Below are 15,843 nucleotides of genomic sequence, written 5' to 3' on the forward strand. Positions count from 1 at the left end.
AGCGAGAGATGGTCATGACCAGCCCGATTCTGTGTGCCGCCGCCGCGTGCGTCGGCTTGTCGCTCGCCGGGGTCTCCGACGCCGGTGGGTCGTTCGTGGCGCAGTTCGACGCGCCGACGCTGGACCGGTGGAACTACCCGTTCAACCCGTCGCCGGGCTCGAGGACGACGGCGTCGGTCTTCGGGACGGCGGGCTACGACAAGTTCCCCTTCGACGACCGCGACGCGCTGTTCCTGATCGGTTTCGACACCGGGGCGCAGGTCCCTGCCGGGGAGGCGCCGGAGCGGTACCGCGTGGTGTCTGCGGTGGTGACGGCGAGCATCGCCGTGGGCGGGGCGTTCCGGTACGACCCGACCTACGACTCGTATCGCACGCACCTGGACCCGATGGACCCCGAGTTCCTGGCGGATACGACGCCCGGTCGCCCGATCGAGCTGTTCGGGGCGGCGTTCCGGAACGGGTTCACGGCGGCGACGTTCCTTGAGAACTCGCCGCACGGGGCGGCGTTCGGTCTGGGCGTGCGGAACTCGTACGCGACGGACTACGCCGGGCCGAGCGGCGAGAGGGCGCGCGACATCGGGAACAACGTGAAGGACCGCTTCGAGCCGACGCCCTTCGCGATCGGGCAGACGAGCGACGCGGCGCCCGGCGCGCTCGTGCCGAGCGACGCGCTGTTCACCTTCACGCTGGATGTCGGGAACCCGAACGTGCGCGACTTCCTGCGTGACGGGCTGTCGGGGGGGCGTCTGCGGTTCCAGATCTCGTCGCTGCTGTTCCCGGCGTTCAACGGGCCGGGCGTGGCGCTGGACGATCCGCGTGGTGCCGTGATCGATTACCCCGTGTTCTATTGCAAGGAAGACAAGTTCGCGCCGTTCTTCGGGCTGACGGCGACGCTGTCCCTTGCGGTCGAGCTGGTCGACCCGCTGCCCGGCGACACGAACGGCGACGGGGTGGTGAACTTCGCCGACCTGAACACGGTGCTCACACAGTTCGGCCAGACGGGCGCTGGTCTGGCGGGCGACGTGAACGACGACGGCGTGGTGAACTTCGCGGATCTCAACGTGGTGCTGACCAACTTCGGGCAGACCGCCGGCTGATCAGTCCTCGGCCTTGTCGGGCTTGTCGCCCTTCTCGATGGTGTCCGCGCTGGTTCTGGCGACGACGGGGTCGAGCGCGATGGCTTCCTCGATGCGCTTTCGCACGCGCAGGAAGCGTCGCGCGCCGACGCCGATGACCATCAGGCCGAAGAGGATAAAGCAGACGCCCAGGACCTCGTAGACGAGCGAGTCGAAGAACTTGATCGCCGACGCGCCGACGACGGCGAAGGCGAGCGCGGTTCGCAGGTAGCTCAGGAGCGTGCGCTCGTTCGCGAGGATCGTGCGGTCGATCGCGAGGTAATCGCGAAGAACGGGTTTCTCGGCCGGGAGCTCGCTGTAGTGGATCTCGCGCATCCGGGGAGTCTATCGCCGATCGCGCTGGGGCTCACACGTTGAAGTAGCGGGCCTCGGGGTGGTGGACGACGATGGCGCTGGTGCTCTGCTCGGGGTCGATCTGCCAGTTCTCGGTCAGTTCACAGCCGATGCGCTCGGGGCGGAGGAGCCGGAAGAGCTTCTCCTGGTCGCTCATGTCGGGGCATGCGGGGTAGCCGAAGGAGTAGCGCGACCCGCGGTAGCCCTGCGCGAAGAGCTTTCGGATGCTGGGGGAGTCGTCGTTGGCGATGCCGAGTTCCTGGCGGACGCGTTTGTGCCACATCTCGGCGAGGGCCTCGGCGGTCTCGACGCCCATGCCGTGGAGGTAGAGGTACTCGGCGTACTCGTTGCGCTCGAAGAGTTCCTTGGCGCGTCTGGAGACTTCCTGGCCCATGGTGACGCACTGGAGCGCGATGACGTCGCGCTGGCCGCTGTCGAGGGGCCGGAAGAAGTCGCTGATGCAGAGTCGCTTGTTGGATTCCTGACGGGGGAAGGAGAAGCGTTCGAGCTCGCGCGACGGGTCGGCGGGGTCCCAGACGATGAGGTCGTCGGCGTCGCTGTTGCAGTGGTAATAGCCGTACACGACCGCGGGGCGGAGGATCTTCTCGCGCCTGCACTGCTCCTTGAGGCGTGCGAAGATGGGCTCGACCTCGTGCTCGACGAACTTCTCGTAGTCGGCGTCGGAGCGCGCGCCCTTGCGGAACTGCCACTGCCCTCGGAAGAGGGCGATGGTGTTGATGAAGGGGTAGATGGCGTCGAGGTCGAGCGAATCGACGACGCGCGATCCGAGGAAGGGCGGCTCGGGGATATCGACGTCGACGCGGACCTCGCTGCGCACGCGCGGTGCGGCCGGGGCGGCGACGCCCCCCTCCTGCGCCTCGCGCTCCCTGCGCAGGCGTTCGCCCTCGCGCGCGGCGCGCGAGCGTTCGACGGTCTCGTCGGCGGCGGCGCGTTTGACGAGTCGCTCCTCGATCTCGGCGTCGAGGGCGGTGAGCGTGTTGCCGGCGAGGGCGTCCATGATGCGCAGGCCCTCGAAGGCGTCGCGCCCGAAGTAGACCTTGCCGCTGGTGTAGGTCGCGCGGAGCGTGGTTTCGCAGTAGTGGCGCGTGAGGGCCGCGCCGCCGAGCAGGACGGGAACGCCGACGCCCTGGCGGGCCATCTCTTCGAGGTTCTGCTGCATCACGCCGACGCTCTTGACGAGCAGGCCGCTCATCCCGATGGCGTGGGCGTCGTGCTCCCTGAACGCGTTCATGATGGAGGCGACGGGCTGCTTGATGCCGAGGTTGATGACCTCGTACCCGTTGTTGCTGAGGATGATGTCGACGAGGTTCTTGCCGATGTCGTGGACATCGCCCTGCACGGTCGCGAGGACGATCTTCGCCTTTTTGGCGCCGGCGCCCTCGACCTTGGGCATGTGGGGTTCGAGGTGGGCGACGGCGGCCTTCATGACCTCTGCGCTCTGGAGCACGAAGGGCAGCTGCATCTCGCCGGCGCCGAAGAGATCGCCGACGGTCTTCATGCCGTCGAGCAGGTGGTCGTTGACGATGGCGAGGGGCGGGTACTTCGTCATCGCCTCGTCGAGCGATTCCTTCAGGTTGCGCATCTCGCCGTCGATGATGTGGCGGCGGAGGCGCTCTTCGACCGCGAGATCCTCGATGCGTTCGCGTTTGACCGTGTCGTCCTCGTCGGCCGGGAAGTGCTCGACGAAGCGCATGAGGGGGTCGCCCTTCTCGCGCCGGTCGTAGAGCAGGTCGAGCGCGACCTCCCAGCGTTCGTCGCTGATCTTGTTGCGCGGGAGGATCTTCGAGGCGTGCACGATGGCGGCGGTCAGGCCCGCCTCGCGGAGTTCGTGCAGGAAAACGCTGTTGAGCACCACGCGGGCGGCGGGCTTGAGCCCGAACGACACATTCGACAGCCCGACCACGGTGTGGCACTCGGGCAGTTCCTGCATGATCCGCCGCGTGCCCTCGATGGTTTCGAGGGCGAGGCGCCGATCGGCCTCGACGCCTGTGGTGACGGGGAGCACGAGCGGGTCGAAGAGGATGTCGCCGGGCGCGAGGCCGTGGCGGTTGACGGCGAGGTCGTAGATGCGTTTGGCGATCTCGAGCTTGCGCTGGGCGGTCTTGCCCATCGCCTCCTGCGGGTCGTCGTCGATCGTGCCGGCGACGACGGCGGCGCCGTAGGTCTTCGCGAGCGCGCACATGACGCCGAGTTTCTCCTCGCCGTCCTCGAGGTTCATCGAGTTGAGGATGCACTTGCCGCCGGCGTGCTTGAGGCCTTCCTCGAGGACATCGACCTGGGTTGAGTCGAGCATGAGGGGCGCGCTGACCTGGCGCACGAAGCGATGGACGAGCTCGCGCATGTCGGTGACGCCGTCGCGCCCGACATAGTCGACGCAGAGGTCGATGACGTGCGAGCCGTCCTTGATCTGCTCGCGGGCCATGGAGACCATGCCGTCGAAGTCCTGGGCCTCGAGGAGCTGCTTGAACTTGCGGCTGCCGTTGGTGTTGGTGCGTTCGCCGACGACGAGGAAGGAATTGTCCTGGCGGAACTCGGCGGTGGAGTAGAGCGATGTTGCGGCGCGGGGCCACGGGGCTCGCTGGCGCGCACCGGGGGCGCGGTCGCCGATGCGTTTGACGAGTTCCTCGATATGGGCGGGCGTGGTGCCGCAGCAGCCACCGACGACGGACACACCGTCTTCCTCGACGAAGCGTGCGATTGCCTCGGCGAATGGTTTGGGGGTGAGGGGGTATTCGGTGCGTCCGTCGACGAGGATCGGGAGCCCGGCGTTCGGGACGACGCTGACGTGGCGGTCCCAGTGCTTGCTGAGCCACTTGATGTGCTCGGCCATCTCGACGGGGCCGGTGGCGCAGTTGAGCCCGAGGGAGAAGATCGGGAAGTTGCGGAGCGCCTCGGCGGCGGCGGCGATCTCGGTGCCCAGGAGCATCGTGCCGGTGGTCTCGATGGTGACGGAGACCATGATGGGGATCTGCTGCGCGGTGCGTTTGCGCTCGTCGAGCGCTTTGAGACAGGCGTTGACGGCGCACTTGACCTGGAGCAGATCCTGGCAGGTTTCGATGAGGAGGGCGTCGGCGCCGCCGTCGATGAGGCCTCGCGCCTGCTCGGCGTAGGACTCGAGCATCTCGTCCCAGGTGGTGTTGCCGAGGGAGACGAGGCGCGTGCCGGGTCCGATGGATCCGAAGACGAAGCGGGGCTTGTCCTTGGTGGAGTGCTTGTCGCAGGCGGCTCGCGCGATCTCGGCGGCCCGCTTGTTCAGGTTGTATGTCTCTTCGACGAGGTCGAACTCGGCGAAGACGAGCTTGTTCGCGCCGAAGGTGTCGGTCTCGACGGCGTCGGCGCCGACGCGGAGGAAGGACTCGTGGATGCCCTGGATGATCTCCGGGCGCGTCTGGACGAGGATCTCGGTGCAGTTCTCGCGGCCGAGATAGTCGCGGTGCAGGTCGCAGTCGCACTGATGGATGGAGGTGCCCATCGCGCCGTCGAGGAAGAGCACGCGTTTCGCGATGGCCTGTTCGAGGGGACTGGCGGGCATGTCTGATCCTGGGTGATCGCGGCTGGTCGCCGGGTCGGTGTGCTTCATCCGTTCATCCGGATGAACGGGAAGACGTAACGATACGTGGGGGAAGGGTTGGTTTCCAGCGCCAGCGGCGGGGCGCTGTCGCGCGGAAAAAAACGAACAACGCGCATCTGGAGCGCGCGACGAGGGTTGTCATTCGCGGCGCGCCGTTGCCGCTGATGGATGTGTCGAACCGTTTGGAACCGGGTGCGAAAGACAGTGCCATCAGTCATGCCATTGCGCGTGATTGTTCGATAGTTCGCGCGTCGAAAGACGCTCGCGTGTGTGCCGCCCGAAAGCGGCGGTCAAGGAACGGCGCCCCGGTCACGGGCGCGACTCTCTCCTAAACAGGTTGAAACAATGCGTTTACGAAGCCTCGTCGCCTTGGCAACGGTTTTCGTCCTTTCGTTCGGGGCTGCCGCCGGCTGGCCCCGCCACGACACGAACCGCGACGGCGTCATCAACTTCGCTGACCTTTCGCTCGCGGTGCAGAGCGGGGACTACCAGCTGGTGAACATGGTGCTGTCGCACTGGGGCCAGGACGTGCTGTCGCAGCCGACGGGCAACCCGAACGCGCCCGGGGCGGACGCGAAGGCGATCGCCCGCTGGAACATGGTGCCCTGGCAGACTTTCACGGGCGAGTTCAACGTGGGCGTGGTGGCGTTCCACATCAACGGGATCGGCGCCGTGTCGTTCAGCGTGAACGGGGGGGCGTGGGTGGATGTGACGGAGATGACGCTGAACCCGGAGTCGGGGACCTACGAGTACTGGATCCGCGTGAACGCGGCGGACTACGCGGACGGGCTGGTGGAGATCAGGGCTGTGGCGTTCCCGGTGAACGGGATGCCGCGGGTGCTGGCGGGGGAGATCGACACCGCAACGATCAAGAACGGCGAGCACTCGATCCTCGTGAACATGAACGCCGGAGGCACGCTGCCCTCGCCTGTCCGCTATGTCTCTGGCAACGGCAGCGACGACACCGGCGACGGCTCGCGCGACAACCCGTTCCGCACACCCTACTTCGCGCTGCAGAGCATCCAGCACGCCGCTGGCAGCAGTGTCGCGGACGCCTGCGACGGGGCGATCATCTATTGCCTGCCCGGAGAATACACATGGGGACCGGCGACGAGCCCCAACCCCAGGACACTCAACCGCTGGGCGACGATCACGACGGCGCCCGGCGTGAGTCGCGATGATGTTGTTTTCAATAGCTATACAGGCGGGGGTTTCCGCACTCGCCTCATCGCCGCGAAGAATATCCGGACCGAAGGGGAAATGCTATTCCGATCCACTGGTTCGGAGAAGTTTCTCTGGGTCAACGAGTGCGATGTCATAGGTGCTGGGCGGATCGACGACCGTTCGCCGCTCAACGGACATGTCTGGACCGGGGTTTGGGTTACGGATACGAGCGTGAGCGATGTCCGTGATGCCGTGCAGCACGCCACTCTCGCACGGAATGTTCATGTCAACAGAATTAGCTGCGATGCGTTCAGTATGTCCAGGCTCGTTGTGAATAGCACCGTTCACGACATCGATAGCTCCGGGACAGACGCTCACCCCGACATCTATCAGTTCAAGGGGAGCGAGAACATCGATAACCACATCGTGTACGGCCTTCGCGCGACGGCGATCCGGGCCCAGGGAATCTTCGCGCGAGGTCCGGACCGTGTCGACAATATTGCCTTCGTCAACGCGCTGCTCGAGCGATGCCCCTCATTAGAGAGCGCCGGCAGATCCTCTCAGTGGATGGATGTTGCTACAAATCATTTGCTCTTGATCGGAATCTCGACGCCCAACTATACCTTTGCCTGGCGAACCTCTGACCTGCGCAACATTCTGGTGCGCGGGTCAGTGTTTCACAAGATGTCCACCGGTGCAACGAGTTCGGGAGGAACCGCGGTGATCTCTGACACTTGGTTCAGGAACAACCATTTCATCGATGTGACTTCCTTCGGTGCGCGCGTCGCGGGCCTCGACGCCACCACCGGCGACCCGGGCTTTGTGGCTCCCGATGAAGCAGACTACAGGCCGTCCAGTTCGTCCCCGCTCCTGCGTCGTCTCCCGCCGCTGATGCCAGCCGACACGGCGCACAACGTTCGCCCACCACTGGCGAGCGTTGGCGCCTTCGAGCGCTGAACTGCGAAGAACGAAAAGCACGCCCCCCGCATCCCAATCCCCCAACGAGGGTACGCTACTGCCCCCGATGGAGTGATTGCATGACCCACCCACCCGGCAGCGACGCCGTCGTCCTGAGCGCCATCACCAAACGATTCGGCTCCAAGGCCGCTGTCGACTCGCTCGACCTGCGGATCCCGGCGGGGTCGCTCTGCGGCTTCCTGGGGCCCAACGGGGCCGGGAAGACCACCACGATCCGCATGATCATGGCGATCATCCTGCCCGACTCCGGCTCGCTGGAGATCCTGGGCAGGCGGTCCGCCGTCGAGAGCAAGGACCGGATCGGGTACCTGCCCGAGGAGCGCGGCGTCTACCGGACCATGCGCGTCGGGGATTTCCTGACCTACATGGCGCGGCTCAAGGGGGCCGACGCGTCGGGGCTCGGCGCGCGGATCGACGGGTGGCTCGAGCGACTCGCCCTGCCGGGCGTACGGAAGAAGCGCTGTCAGGAGCTCTCCAAGGGCATGCAGCAGAAGGTGCAGTTCATCAGCACCGTGATCCACGACCCGGACCTGATCATCCTGGACGAGCCCTTCAGCGGGCTCGACCCGGTGAACGCGAGGCTGCTGCGCGAGCTCATCCGTGAGCTGAACACGCAGGGCAAGACGATCATCTTCAGCACCCACGTGCTGCCGGTCGCGGAGCAGATCTGCCAGCGCGTGGTGATGATCAACCGGGGTCGCAAGGTGCTCGACGGGACGGTGGGCGAGATCCGCGCCGAGTACGACCCACGGACGCTGGTGGTCGAGACCGTGTCGCGCCAGGACGCCGACCCGTCGCGGTTCGAGCGCGTCGAGGGGGTGCGCCACGCGTCGCTCATGAACGACAGCGCCGCGTCCCGGATCGAGCTCCACCTGCGCGACGACGCGGACCCCCAGCGGGTCATGCGCGACGCGTCGCTGGTGGCGCCGGTGCGCCGGGTCGAGCTGCGTTCCGCGACGCTCGAGGACGTGTTCGTGCAGCTGGTCGCCGCGGGCGACAGCGAGGACGAGGTGAGGCGTTCGCTGCGCGCGGACGCTTCGGAGGCCGAGATGGAGCCCGCCAATGCGTAGCCCTGCCCGCAAGATCATGGATGTCGCCGGGCGTGAGTTCCGCTCGACGACGCTGACCAAGGCGTTCCTGTTCGGCGTGGTGCTGTTCCCGCTGATCGTGTTCGGGATCATCACCGTCGTCGCGCCGCTGTTCGACAGCCCCGAGAAGCGGCTGGAGGGCGCGATCGCGGTGTACGACCGGACCTCACCGGAGCGAGAGGTCGAGGGCGCGATCCGGGCGGCGTTCGAGCCGGCGCGGATGCAGGCGGAGTTCGACGAGCGTCTCGCGAAAATCGAGGCGGAGATCGACCAGCGCGTGAAGCTGAACGCGCAGCAGCGCGCCGTCGCGATCACGCAGCTCAAGAAGCGTCTGCCGGGCGGGCCGACGAGCGTCGATGTCAGGCGCCTGGAGTCCGAGGCGGAGGTCGAGCCGGCGAAGGAGCGGGTTCGCGCGGGTGAGCTTCTCGCGGTGATCGATATCGCGGAGAACGCGAACAAGCCGGGTGGGATGTACTTCATCGCGACGCCGCCGGATCTGGCGAGAGAGCTCAACTCGAAGCTGCGCAGCGTCGTGGAGCGGTCGATCGTGGACGCGCGCCTGCGCGCCGCGCAGTACGACCCCCCCACCGTGCGGACGCTCATGGCGCCGCCCTCGGCCCAGCAGGTGACGATCACCGAATCGGGCGAGATGAAGTCGAACGAGGCGATGCAGTTCATCCTGCCCCTCGCGTTCATGATGCTGCTGTGGATAGCGTCGTTCAGCGCGGGGCAATACCTGCTGACGACGACGATCGAGGAGAAGTCGAGCCGCGTGATCGAGGTTCTTCTGTCGGCGGTCTCGCCCATGCAGCTGATGACGGGCAAGATCATCGGGCAGCTGCTGGTGGGGCTGACGATCATCGGCGTGTACGCCGGGCTCGGGCTGCTGGCCGCCAGCCAGTTCGGGTTCCTCGCGCTGATCCCGCTGCAGAACCTGGCGTATCTGGCGATCTACTTCCTGATGGCGTTCTTCCTGATCGGGTCGTTCATGGCGGCGATCGGTTCGGCGGTGAACGAGCTGCGCGAGGCGCAGTCGTTCATGAGCGTGATCATGATCGTGTTCATGATCCCGATGTTCCTGTTCGTGCCGATCATCGAGGGCCCCAACAGCACCTTCAGCACGGTGGCGTCGTTCATCCCGCCTCTCACGCCCTTCGTGATGATCCTGCGCCTCGGCCAGAGCGCCGAGCCGATCCCGATGATCCAGATCGTGGGGTCGATCGTGGTTGGCTACGCGGGCGTGCTGGTGTCGATCTGGGCCGCCGCGAAGATCTTCCGTGTCGGCGTCCTGATGTACGGCAAGCCCCCCACCCCGGCGACGCTCATCAAATGGTTGCGCTACGCGTGAGAGACACGCGGCCGGTTTGCCGATAGTCTGCGGGCATGAACCTGCTCGACGCGATCATTTTGGGCATTGTCGAAGGCATCACCGAGTATCTCCCGGTGTCCAGCACCGGGCACCTGATCCTCGCCAGCTCGCTGCTGGGCCTCGACGGAGAGGACCAGAAGGGCGCGATCGATACGTTCAATGTCGTCATCCAGGGCGGCGCGATCCTCGCGGTGCTGAGTCTGTACAGGGCCCGCGTGAAGCAGATGATCCTGGGCCTGCTGGGAAAGGACGCGATCGGGCGTCGCCTCTTCTTCCACATCGTGATCGCGTTCCTGCCGGCCGCGATCCTCGGGGTGCTGCTGAACGACCTGATCGAGGCGAACCTCTTCTATCCCATCCCTGTGCTCGCGGCCCTGCTGCTGGGCGGCGTGTGGATGATCTGGCTGGGCAAGGGGCGTGCGCGCAAGGGCTCCGAAGAGCCTGCGCTGACGCTGGAGACCATGACCTGGAAGCACGCGCTGGGCATCGGGTGCTTCCAGGTCGTCGCGATGTGGCCCGGGACCTCGCGCTCCATGATGACCATCGCCGGCGGCACGGTGCTGGGGCTTCACCCGAAGCAGGCGGCGGAGTTCTCGTTCCTCCTCGGGCTTCCCACGCTGGGCGGGGCGTGCGTGTACTCGTTCCTGAAGGACTGGAAGCGTGCGCACGACACGGGCGAGGAGATGATGATCCAGACTCTGGGCGTCATGCCGGTGCTCGTGGGCGTCGCGGTCGCGACCGTGTCGGCGATGATCGCGGTGAAGTGGCTGGTTGGCTTCCTGAACAAGCACGGGCTGGCGGCGTTCGGCTGGTACCGGATCGCGCTGGTGGCCGTGCTCGGCACGCTCATCGCGACGGGCGTGGTGTCGATCAGCCCCGATGACGCGCCGATCCGTCCCGATCCCGTCCCGGCGGGCGGCGCGATCGAGGGCGTGCTCCCGGTGAACGACTGACAGGCGCGACGCGCCGGCTGCGTCAGATATCCATGACGACTTTGATCTGCTCGGGAGCGGCGGCGGCACGCAGCGCGTCGATGCCGTCGTCGAGCTTCATGCGCCGGGTGATGAGACTCGCGCCGTCGATATCGCCCTGCGCGAGGCGCTGGGCCGCCTCGGCGACGCTGCCCCCCTTGCTGCCGATGACCTCGATCTCTCCCTCGACGATGCCCGAGAGGTCGATGGGCTCGCACGCGTCGCGCGGGGTGTTCCATCGCGACTTGAGCAGCACCTTGCCACGGGGCCGGACCATGCGCAGCGCGTCGGCGAGCCCGTCGCGCGAGCCGGTGCACTCGACGATGATGTCCTGATCGGCGCGCCGGCCGACATCCCTGAGGAGACGGTGTTTCACGCCCCACTTCTCGCACAGCGCGAGCTTGTGCTCGTGGAGACCGACGACGCGCACGCTCGCGTTCAGTTTGGCCATGACCTGCGCACAGAGCAGGCCGACGCGCCCGTCGCCCAGGACCGTGATGTAGGGCTTGCCCTCGATGCGGAGCTGCGCGGCGGTGTGCAGGGCGTCGGCGAGGGCGTTGGCGAGAACGGCGGCGTCATCGTCGACATTGCGGGGGACCTCGACGAGGTTCGCGACGGGGAGCGTGAACGCGTCGGCGAAGCAGCCGTCGAGGTTCTTCTCGCCCATGACGCGCGCGTCGCGGCAGTGGGCGCTGAGCCCTCGGGCGCAGAGGTCGCAGACGCCGCAGGGCACGCGAGGAGAGCCGACGACGCGTTTGCCCTTCCATTTCTTGGCCTGATCGGGGGTGAGGCCCTCGCCCGGTTCGACGCGTTCGACGATCGCGACGAACTCCTGGCCCAGGACGCCGCGAAAGGGAGAATCGGCGCGAGCGGCGGCGAGGTCGGCGATGCCGACGCCGACGCGCGTGGGTCGGAGGATGGCCCAGCCGGGCGCGAGGGCGGGCTCGGCGCAGGCGCGGTCGAGCGAGATGCCGGCGTCGTTGCGGCGCAGCGCGCGCATCAGGTGGTGGATCCGTTGGCGGGAGCGGCGTCGGGCTGGCTGGCGGGGCGCGGCTGTTCGACGGGGGCGCCGGCCGGGCGCCCGGCGACCTCGTTGGGCGGGCTGCTCCAGGGGACGATGTACTCCCACCACTCGGAGTCGCGGTGGAAAATGGGGTACTCGTACACGCCGCGGTTGGCGAAGGGCTCGGCCGACGCGTTGTACCAGCGGATCCAGTCGCGTGTCTCGAGCCCGAAGTCCTCGCCGGTGAGGATGACGAGGGAACGATGGGCGGCCATGTTCACCGAGAGGCGGCGGTCGTTGAGCGCGCTGAAAAGGGCCTGCACGACCCGGGGCTCAGCGTACTGGCCGAGCGCCACGACGACGGATTCACGGACTTGCACGCTGATCTCGCGCTCGGGGGCGACGCGTTCGAGGAGTGCGCCGACCGCCTGGGGGGCGTAGACGCGCTGGAGGGCGCGGGCGCCCTCCCAGCGGACCAGCTCGGAATCGTCGGCGAGGAGCCCGACGAGGATCTGCGTGTGCTGGGGGCCTCCGTGACGCCCGAGGGCGCGGGCGGCCATGGCGCGCACGCCGGAGTCTCCGTCGGCGGCGGCCTGCTCGTACATGCGCACATAGAGCGAATCGCTCCCGAACCCGGAGTTGGAGATCAGGAGCAGGCCCCGGTATCGCTTGTCGGCATCGAACGGGTCGGCGGCCCAGGCGATCGCCTGCTGGGGCGAGGGTGGCTGGAAGAACTCGAGGACGCTGTCGCCCGTCCCGCCCTTCGCGCGCGCGTCGTCGAGCCATTCGCAGCCGGCGAGGAGGAGCGGCGCAGCGCAGAGCGCGGCGGCGGCTCGCAGGCGTCGTCGGGCGTGCTGGTCGGGGCGGGTCATCACCGGCGAGTATATCGACGCGACGCGTCCTGCCTCCCCAGCGAGCGGCGCGTGGGCGTAGAGTGCGATTGTGCGTCACACCCCCCCTGGCCTGATCCTCGCGGCGGCGATCTGCCTCGCCGGCTGTGCGCGCGGACCCAGCCCGATGGTGTGTGTCCGCCCTGTCGGCACGGTCGGCTCGGCGCTCGCGCCGATCAGCCTCCCGGCGGCCTATCCCCTCGACGCCCCGGAGCGCACCTATCGCGTCGATCAAGGCCCGGACGCCGGGAAGACGCTCAGGAGGGAGTTCATCCGGCGCGACGACGGCCTGACCGAACTGCGCGAGACGCTTGCGGAGAGCGGGGAGACCGTCGCGATCGTCGTGTTGTCCATCGACGACCGGGGCGGCGTGGTGGTGCACGAGACGGGTCGCCCCCGGCGCGACCTGCTGACGCGGTTCGACCCTCCCATGCTGTTCGCGCCCTCGTCGCTGGCGCCCGGCGAGACCACCACCCAGACGCTGCGCGTGACGACGCACCCGATGAGCGATCCGTCGCGCGTGCGCGACCGGGGCGAGGGGACGCTCGAGCTGACCCGCGAGGAGGACCGCGTGGAGATCGGGCGCGAGAGCGCGCCGTTCGCGACGGTCACCTCGACGCTGCGCCTGCGGCTTGGTGTCGCGTCGATCGAGAGCGTATCTGTCTATTCGCTGGCCTTGCCCGGGACTTCGGACGCGGGTGGGCCGGCGCGCGCCGGGCTGCTCGCTCGGTCGTCGGCCAGGACGGTGCGGGTGTTCGGCATCGTCGCCGAGCGCGAGGAAGAATCGATCCGTTGACGGGATTCCTCGCCCGGCGGCCGGCGGTTCGCCGATGATGACGGACTGCCGGCGCACGGAGTGCGCGCCGAGACGACCATGCCCCACGACGACGATCATCTGCGAGACGCCCCGCCGCTGTTCCGGCTCGACGCCGGGTGGCTGTTCCTCGCCGCCGGTATGGCGCTGCTGGCGGCGACGGTGCTGATCCCGGCGCACGACGACCTGCAGCGCGCCGAACTCGTGCTGGCGCGTGCGCAGGCGGAGCGCGCGCATTCGGCGGCGCGTCTGGCGAACTACGGCGAGTACCTCGACGCGCTGGACCGCGCTGACCGGGAGCTGGTGGTTGAACTGGCGGCGACGCACCTGAACCTGATCCCGCAGGGTCGGACGCCGGTCCCGGGGATGGGGCGTCGCCCAACGGATCTGATCGATACCTTCGCGGCACTCGAGCCGGCCCCCCCGGGGCAGTTCGTGCGTCACCCGCCCGAGTCGGTGCTGTATTCGTGGTCGACCGATAATCGACGCCGGCTCTGGCTGCTCGCGGGCGGGTCGCTGCTCACGCTGATCGGGTTGCTGCCAGCGGGTGCGGGGCGACGGAGCGGTTGAGCGTCAGAAGCGAAGGCGGATCGCGGCGAACGCGGCGTCGCGCAGTTCCTCGGCCGCGTCGGTCGGGGCGGAGTTCCTGCTCTCGAGGGTGCGGTATCCCAGCGAGAAGCTCATGCCCCTGCTGAGGTCGACGCCGAGCTCCGCGATGACTTCGGCGAGCGTGCCGCCGCGGTCGTCGACGTTGACGAGGGTGGACCCTCCGAGCCAGAAATCGCGCCGGGGGCGCCACTCGAGCCCGACGCCTGCGACGGGGGCCCACTGCAGCTCGCCCGCGCCGTTGGCGGGCGCGAGGTCGGTCTGGGTTCCGCCGGCCACGGTGCGCACGCCGCCGCGGAGCACGAGATTGACATCGCCGACGGTCGCGGCGTCGAAGCGCAGCGCCGCGTCGTAGAGGCGCTGGGTGTCGTCGATGAGCCCTGCTTCGGCGCGCTGCGTGGCGGTCATGCCGTCGGCGGCGATGCCGACGTCGATGGGTCGCAGCGCGGCCTGCCCGAACTCGAGTCGCAGGGTGGGGTCGACGCCGAGCTCGTCGAGCGAGAGCAGGTTGCTGCTTCGGCCGTAGATGTCGGCTGATCCGCTGACGGGGCGATACGCGCGTGCGCCGTTCGGCGACGCGCCGTTGAGGTACTCCTCGACAGACAGGCGGATGGGCCTTGACGATGGCGCGTCGGTGGACGACTGCGCGCCGAGTGCTCCCGTCGAGAGCGCGACGCTCGTCAGTGCTGCTGTCAGGATGGTCAGGGAACCCGCGGTCATCATGGGATGCTATCGGTTGGATGCGACCGACGCGATAAGGGTTCGTGAGAACCGGGGGTAATCGCCAAGTTTGTTTGTGCTCACCCTACATGAGGAACGCGCCGGGCGAGTCTCGCTCCGGCACGATAGATGGCGTGGAAGACGAGGTTTGCGCCGAGCACCCCGGCGATCGCGATCGCGACGAGGGAGACGCCGGCGCGCACATTGAAGAGAGTCCAGACGAACTGGCCTATGCAGAGCACGGAAACGACGAGCAGGGTTGGCATGCGTCCGATGCGGCTGACGATGAAGACGCCAAGCGGGGCGCCCAGGATCACGATGGGGGCGGCGGCGAGCCAGTTCTTCCAGACTTCCGGCTCGACGACGCCGAGCGCGAGGTTGCTGGCGAGTCCGATGAGCGATGTCCACGCCATGATGATGACGCTGGTGGGGATCGCGATGCGCAGGTCGCATCGCAGGTAGAGCACGAGCATGGTGAAGATCAGCATGTCGATGCCGATGCCGGTGAGCGACGCGATGAAGGCGCCGCCGAAGAGACCGATGAAGAGCCCGAGTCGTCGGCGCGTTGGCGCGTCGGTGCTGGTGAGCCCCTGGTAGCCCACGAACTCTCGCACCTTGACGAGGGTCATGACGCCGAAGCTCGCCCAGATGATCGCGAAGAGGACCTTCACGAAGGTGTCGTTGGCGTGTGGCGCGACGAACGCGGCGCCGAGGGGCGTGCCGACGAGCGATCCGACCATCGCCCACTTGAGCACGCCCCAGGCGAAGGGCTTGCGCGTGGTGATGATGAAGATCGTGGCGCTGACCATGCCGACGGACTGCACCGCGAAGCTGAAGTTGCGACCGATGCTGGCTGGCAGGTCGAAGAGCAGCACGAGGATGGGGAAACCCACCGTGCCGCCGCCCATGGGTGTGGAGCCGGCGACATACGAGCCCAGCGCCATCGCGACGGCGATGGGCCAGTGGCCGGCGACGGTGCGCAGGTGCCCCCCTGCGAGCACGACCGTGAGCCATGCGGCGTAGAAGCACGCGAGCCAGACGAGCCAGGGCTTGGGCCAGACCGATCTCGCGGCGTTTCCCGGCGCGTTGGCGCGGGTGCTCACCCTTCGCTGGGACATCAACGCTCCTTCAGCAAACCCACTGCGAACCACGCCGGAGGGCTGTAGAAGGTATCTCGTC

General features: G+C 67.7%; 14 protein-coding genes. 7 read left to right on the forward strand and 7 right to left on the reverse strand.

All coding sequences use genetic code 11. The features are described 5' to 3' along the window. Positions 1-14: 14 nt before the first annotated feature. Entirely contained in the window at positions 15-1,097 is a 1,083-nt protein-coding gene (locus tag KF684_05440) for a hypothetical protein (protein ID MBX3352357.1), read from the forward strand. Here KF684_05440 and KF684_05445 read toward each other — a convergent pair whose 3' ends face one another. Genes KF684_05445 through KF684_05455 form a run of 3 tightly spaced genes read right to left on the reverse strand, consistent with a single transcriptional unit; the run spans position 1,098 to position 5,279 of the window. Continuing rightward, positions 1,098-1,451: a DUF202 domain-containing protein gene (locus tag KF684_05445; GenBank protein MBX3352358.1), complete on the reverse strand. Its 354-nt coding sequence runs from the start codon at positions 1,449-1,451 to the stop codon at positions 1,098-1,100. It abuts the gene before it with no gap. Positions 1,452-1,482: 31 nt separating this feature from the next. Continuing rightward, on the reverse strand, positions 1,483-5,022 hold the full coding sequence (metH, locus tag KF684_05450) for a methionine synthase (protein ID MBX3352359.1): 3,540 nt from the start codon (positions 5,020-5,022) through the stop codon (positions 1,483-1,485). Positions 5,023-5,066: 44 nt separating this feature from the next. Next, the gene (locus KF684_05455; GenBank protein ID MBX3352360.1) at positions 5,067-5,279 is read right to left on the reverse strand and encodes a hypothetical protein; all 213 of its coding nucleotides are present in this window, start codon (positions 5,277-5,279) and stop codon (positions 5,067-5,069) included. Between the two features lie 52 nt (positions 5,280-5,331). Here KF684_05455 and KF684_05460 point away from each other — a divergent pair, with 52 nt between their 5' ends. From KF684_05460 to KF684_05475, 4 genes are all read left to right on the forward strand, one after another. Beyond that, entirely contained in the window at positions 5,332-7,182 is a 1,851-nt protein-coding gene (locus tag KF684_05460) for a hypothetical protein (protein ID MBX3352361.1), read from the forward strand. 80 nt (positions 7,183-7,262) lie between these two features. Then, positions 7,263-8,273, forward strand: coding sequence for an ATP-binding cassette domain-containing protein (locus tag KF684_05465; GenBank protein MBX3352362.1), 1,011 nt, complete (start codon positions 7,263-7,265; stop codon positions 8,271-8,273). Further along, entirely contained in the window at positions 8,266-9,639 is a 1,374-nt protein-coding gene (locus KF684_05470; protein ID MBX3352363.1) for an ABC transporter permease, read from the forward strand. The genes KF684_05465 and KF684_05470 overlap by 8 nt, the downstream gene beginning before the upstream one ends. Positions 9,640-9,674: 35 nt before the next feature. Next, positions 9,675-10,613: an undecaprenyl-diphosphate phosphatase gene (locus KF684_05475; GenBank protein ID MBX3352364.1), complete on the forward strand. Its 939-nt coding sequence runs from the start codon at positions 9,675-9,677 to the stop codon at positions 10,611-10,613. A gap of 22 nt (positions 10,614-10,635) precedes the next feature. Here the strand turns inward: KF684_05475 and KF684_05480 are convergent, their stop codons facing one another. Both KF684_05480 and KF684_05485 read right to left on the reverse strand, forming a co-directional pair. Further along, positions 10,636-11,631 carry an alcohol dehydrogenase catalytic domain-containing protein gene (locus tag KF684_05480; GenBank protein MBX3352365.1) on the reverse strand — a complete coding sequence of 332 codons (996 nt, stop codon included), beginning with the start codon at positions 11,629-11,631 and terminating at the stop codon, positions 10,636-10,638. Continuing rightward, positions 11,631-12,506, reverse strand: coding sequence for a HEAT repeat domain-containing protein (locus KF684_05485; GenBank protein ID MBX3352366.1), 876 nt, complete (start codon positions 12,504-12,506; stop codon positions 11,631-11,633). Before KF684_05485 ends, KF684_05480 begins: the two co-directional genes overlap by 1 nt. A gap of 70 nt (positions 12,507-12,576) precedes the next feature. On the opposite strand from KF684_05485, the gene KF684_05490 reads away from it, so the two are divergent. Both KF684_05490 and KF684_05495 read left to right on the forward strand, forming a co-directional pair. After that, complete coding sequence (locus tag KF684_05490) at positions 12,577-13,320, forward strand: hypothetical protein (protein ID MBX3352367.1); 744 nt, start codon at positions 12,577-12,579, stop codon at positions 13,318-13,320. Positions 13,321-13,398: 78 nt separating this feature from the next. Next, positions 13,399-13,908: a hypothetical protein gene (locus tag KF684_05495; protein ID MBX3352368.1), complete on the forward strand. Its 510-nt coding sequence runs from the start codon at positions 13,399-13,401 to the stop codon at positions 13,906-13,908. A gap of 3 nt (positions 13,909-13,911) precedes the next feature. On the opposite strand, the gene KF684_05500 is transcribed toward KF684_05495, so the two are convergent. Together KF684_05500 and KF684_05505 are read right to left on the reverse strand one after the other, a co-directional pair. Next, on the reverse strand, positions 13,912-14,664 hold the full coding sequence (locus tag KF684_05500; GenBank protein ID MBX3352369.1) for a hypothetical protein: 753 nt from the start codon (positions 14,662-14,664) through the stop codon (positions 13,912-13,914). An 80-nt stretch (positions 14,665-14,744) separates the two neighbouring features. Beyond that, entirely contained in the window at positions 14,745-15,782 is a 1,038-nt protein-coding gene (locus tag KF684_05505; GenBank protein MBX3352370.1) for a sulfite exporter TauE/SafE family protein, read from the reverse strand. Positions 15,783-15,843 lie beyond the last annotated feature (61 nt).

It is taken from the genome of Phycisphaeraceae bacterium (assembly GCA_019636675.1).
Lineage (GTDB): Bacteria > Planctomycetota > Phycisphaerae > Phycisphaerales > UBA1924 > JAHBXC01.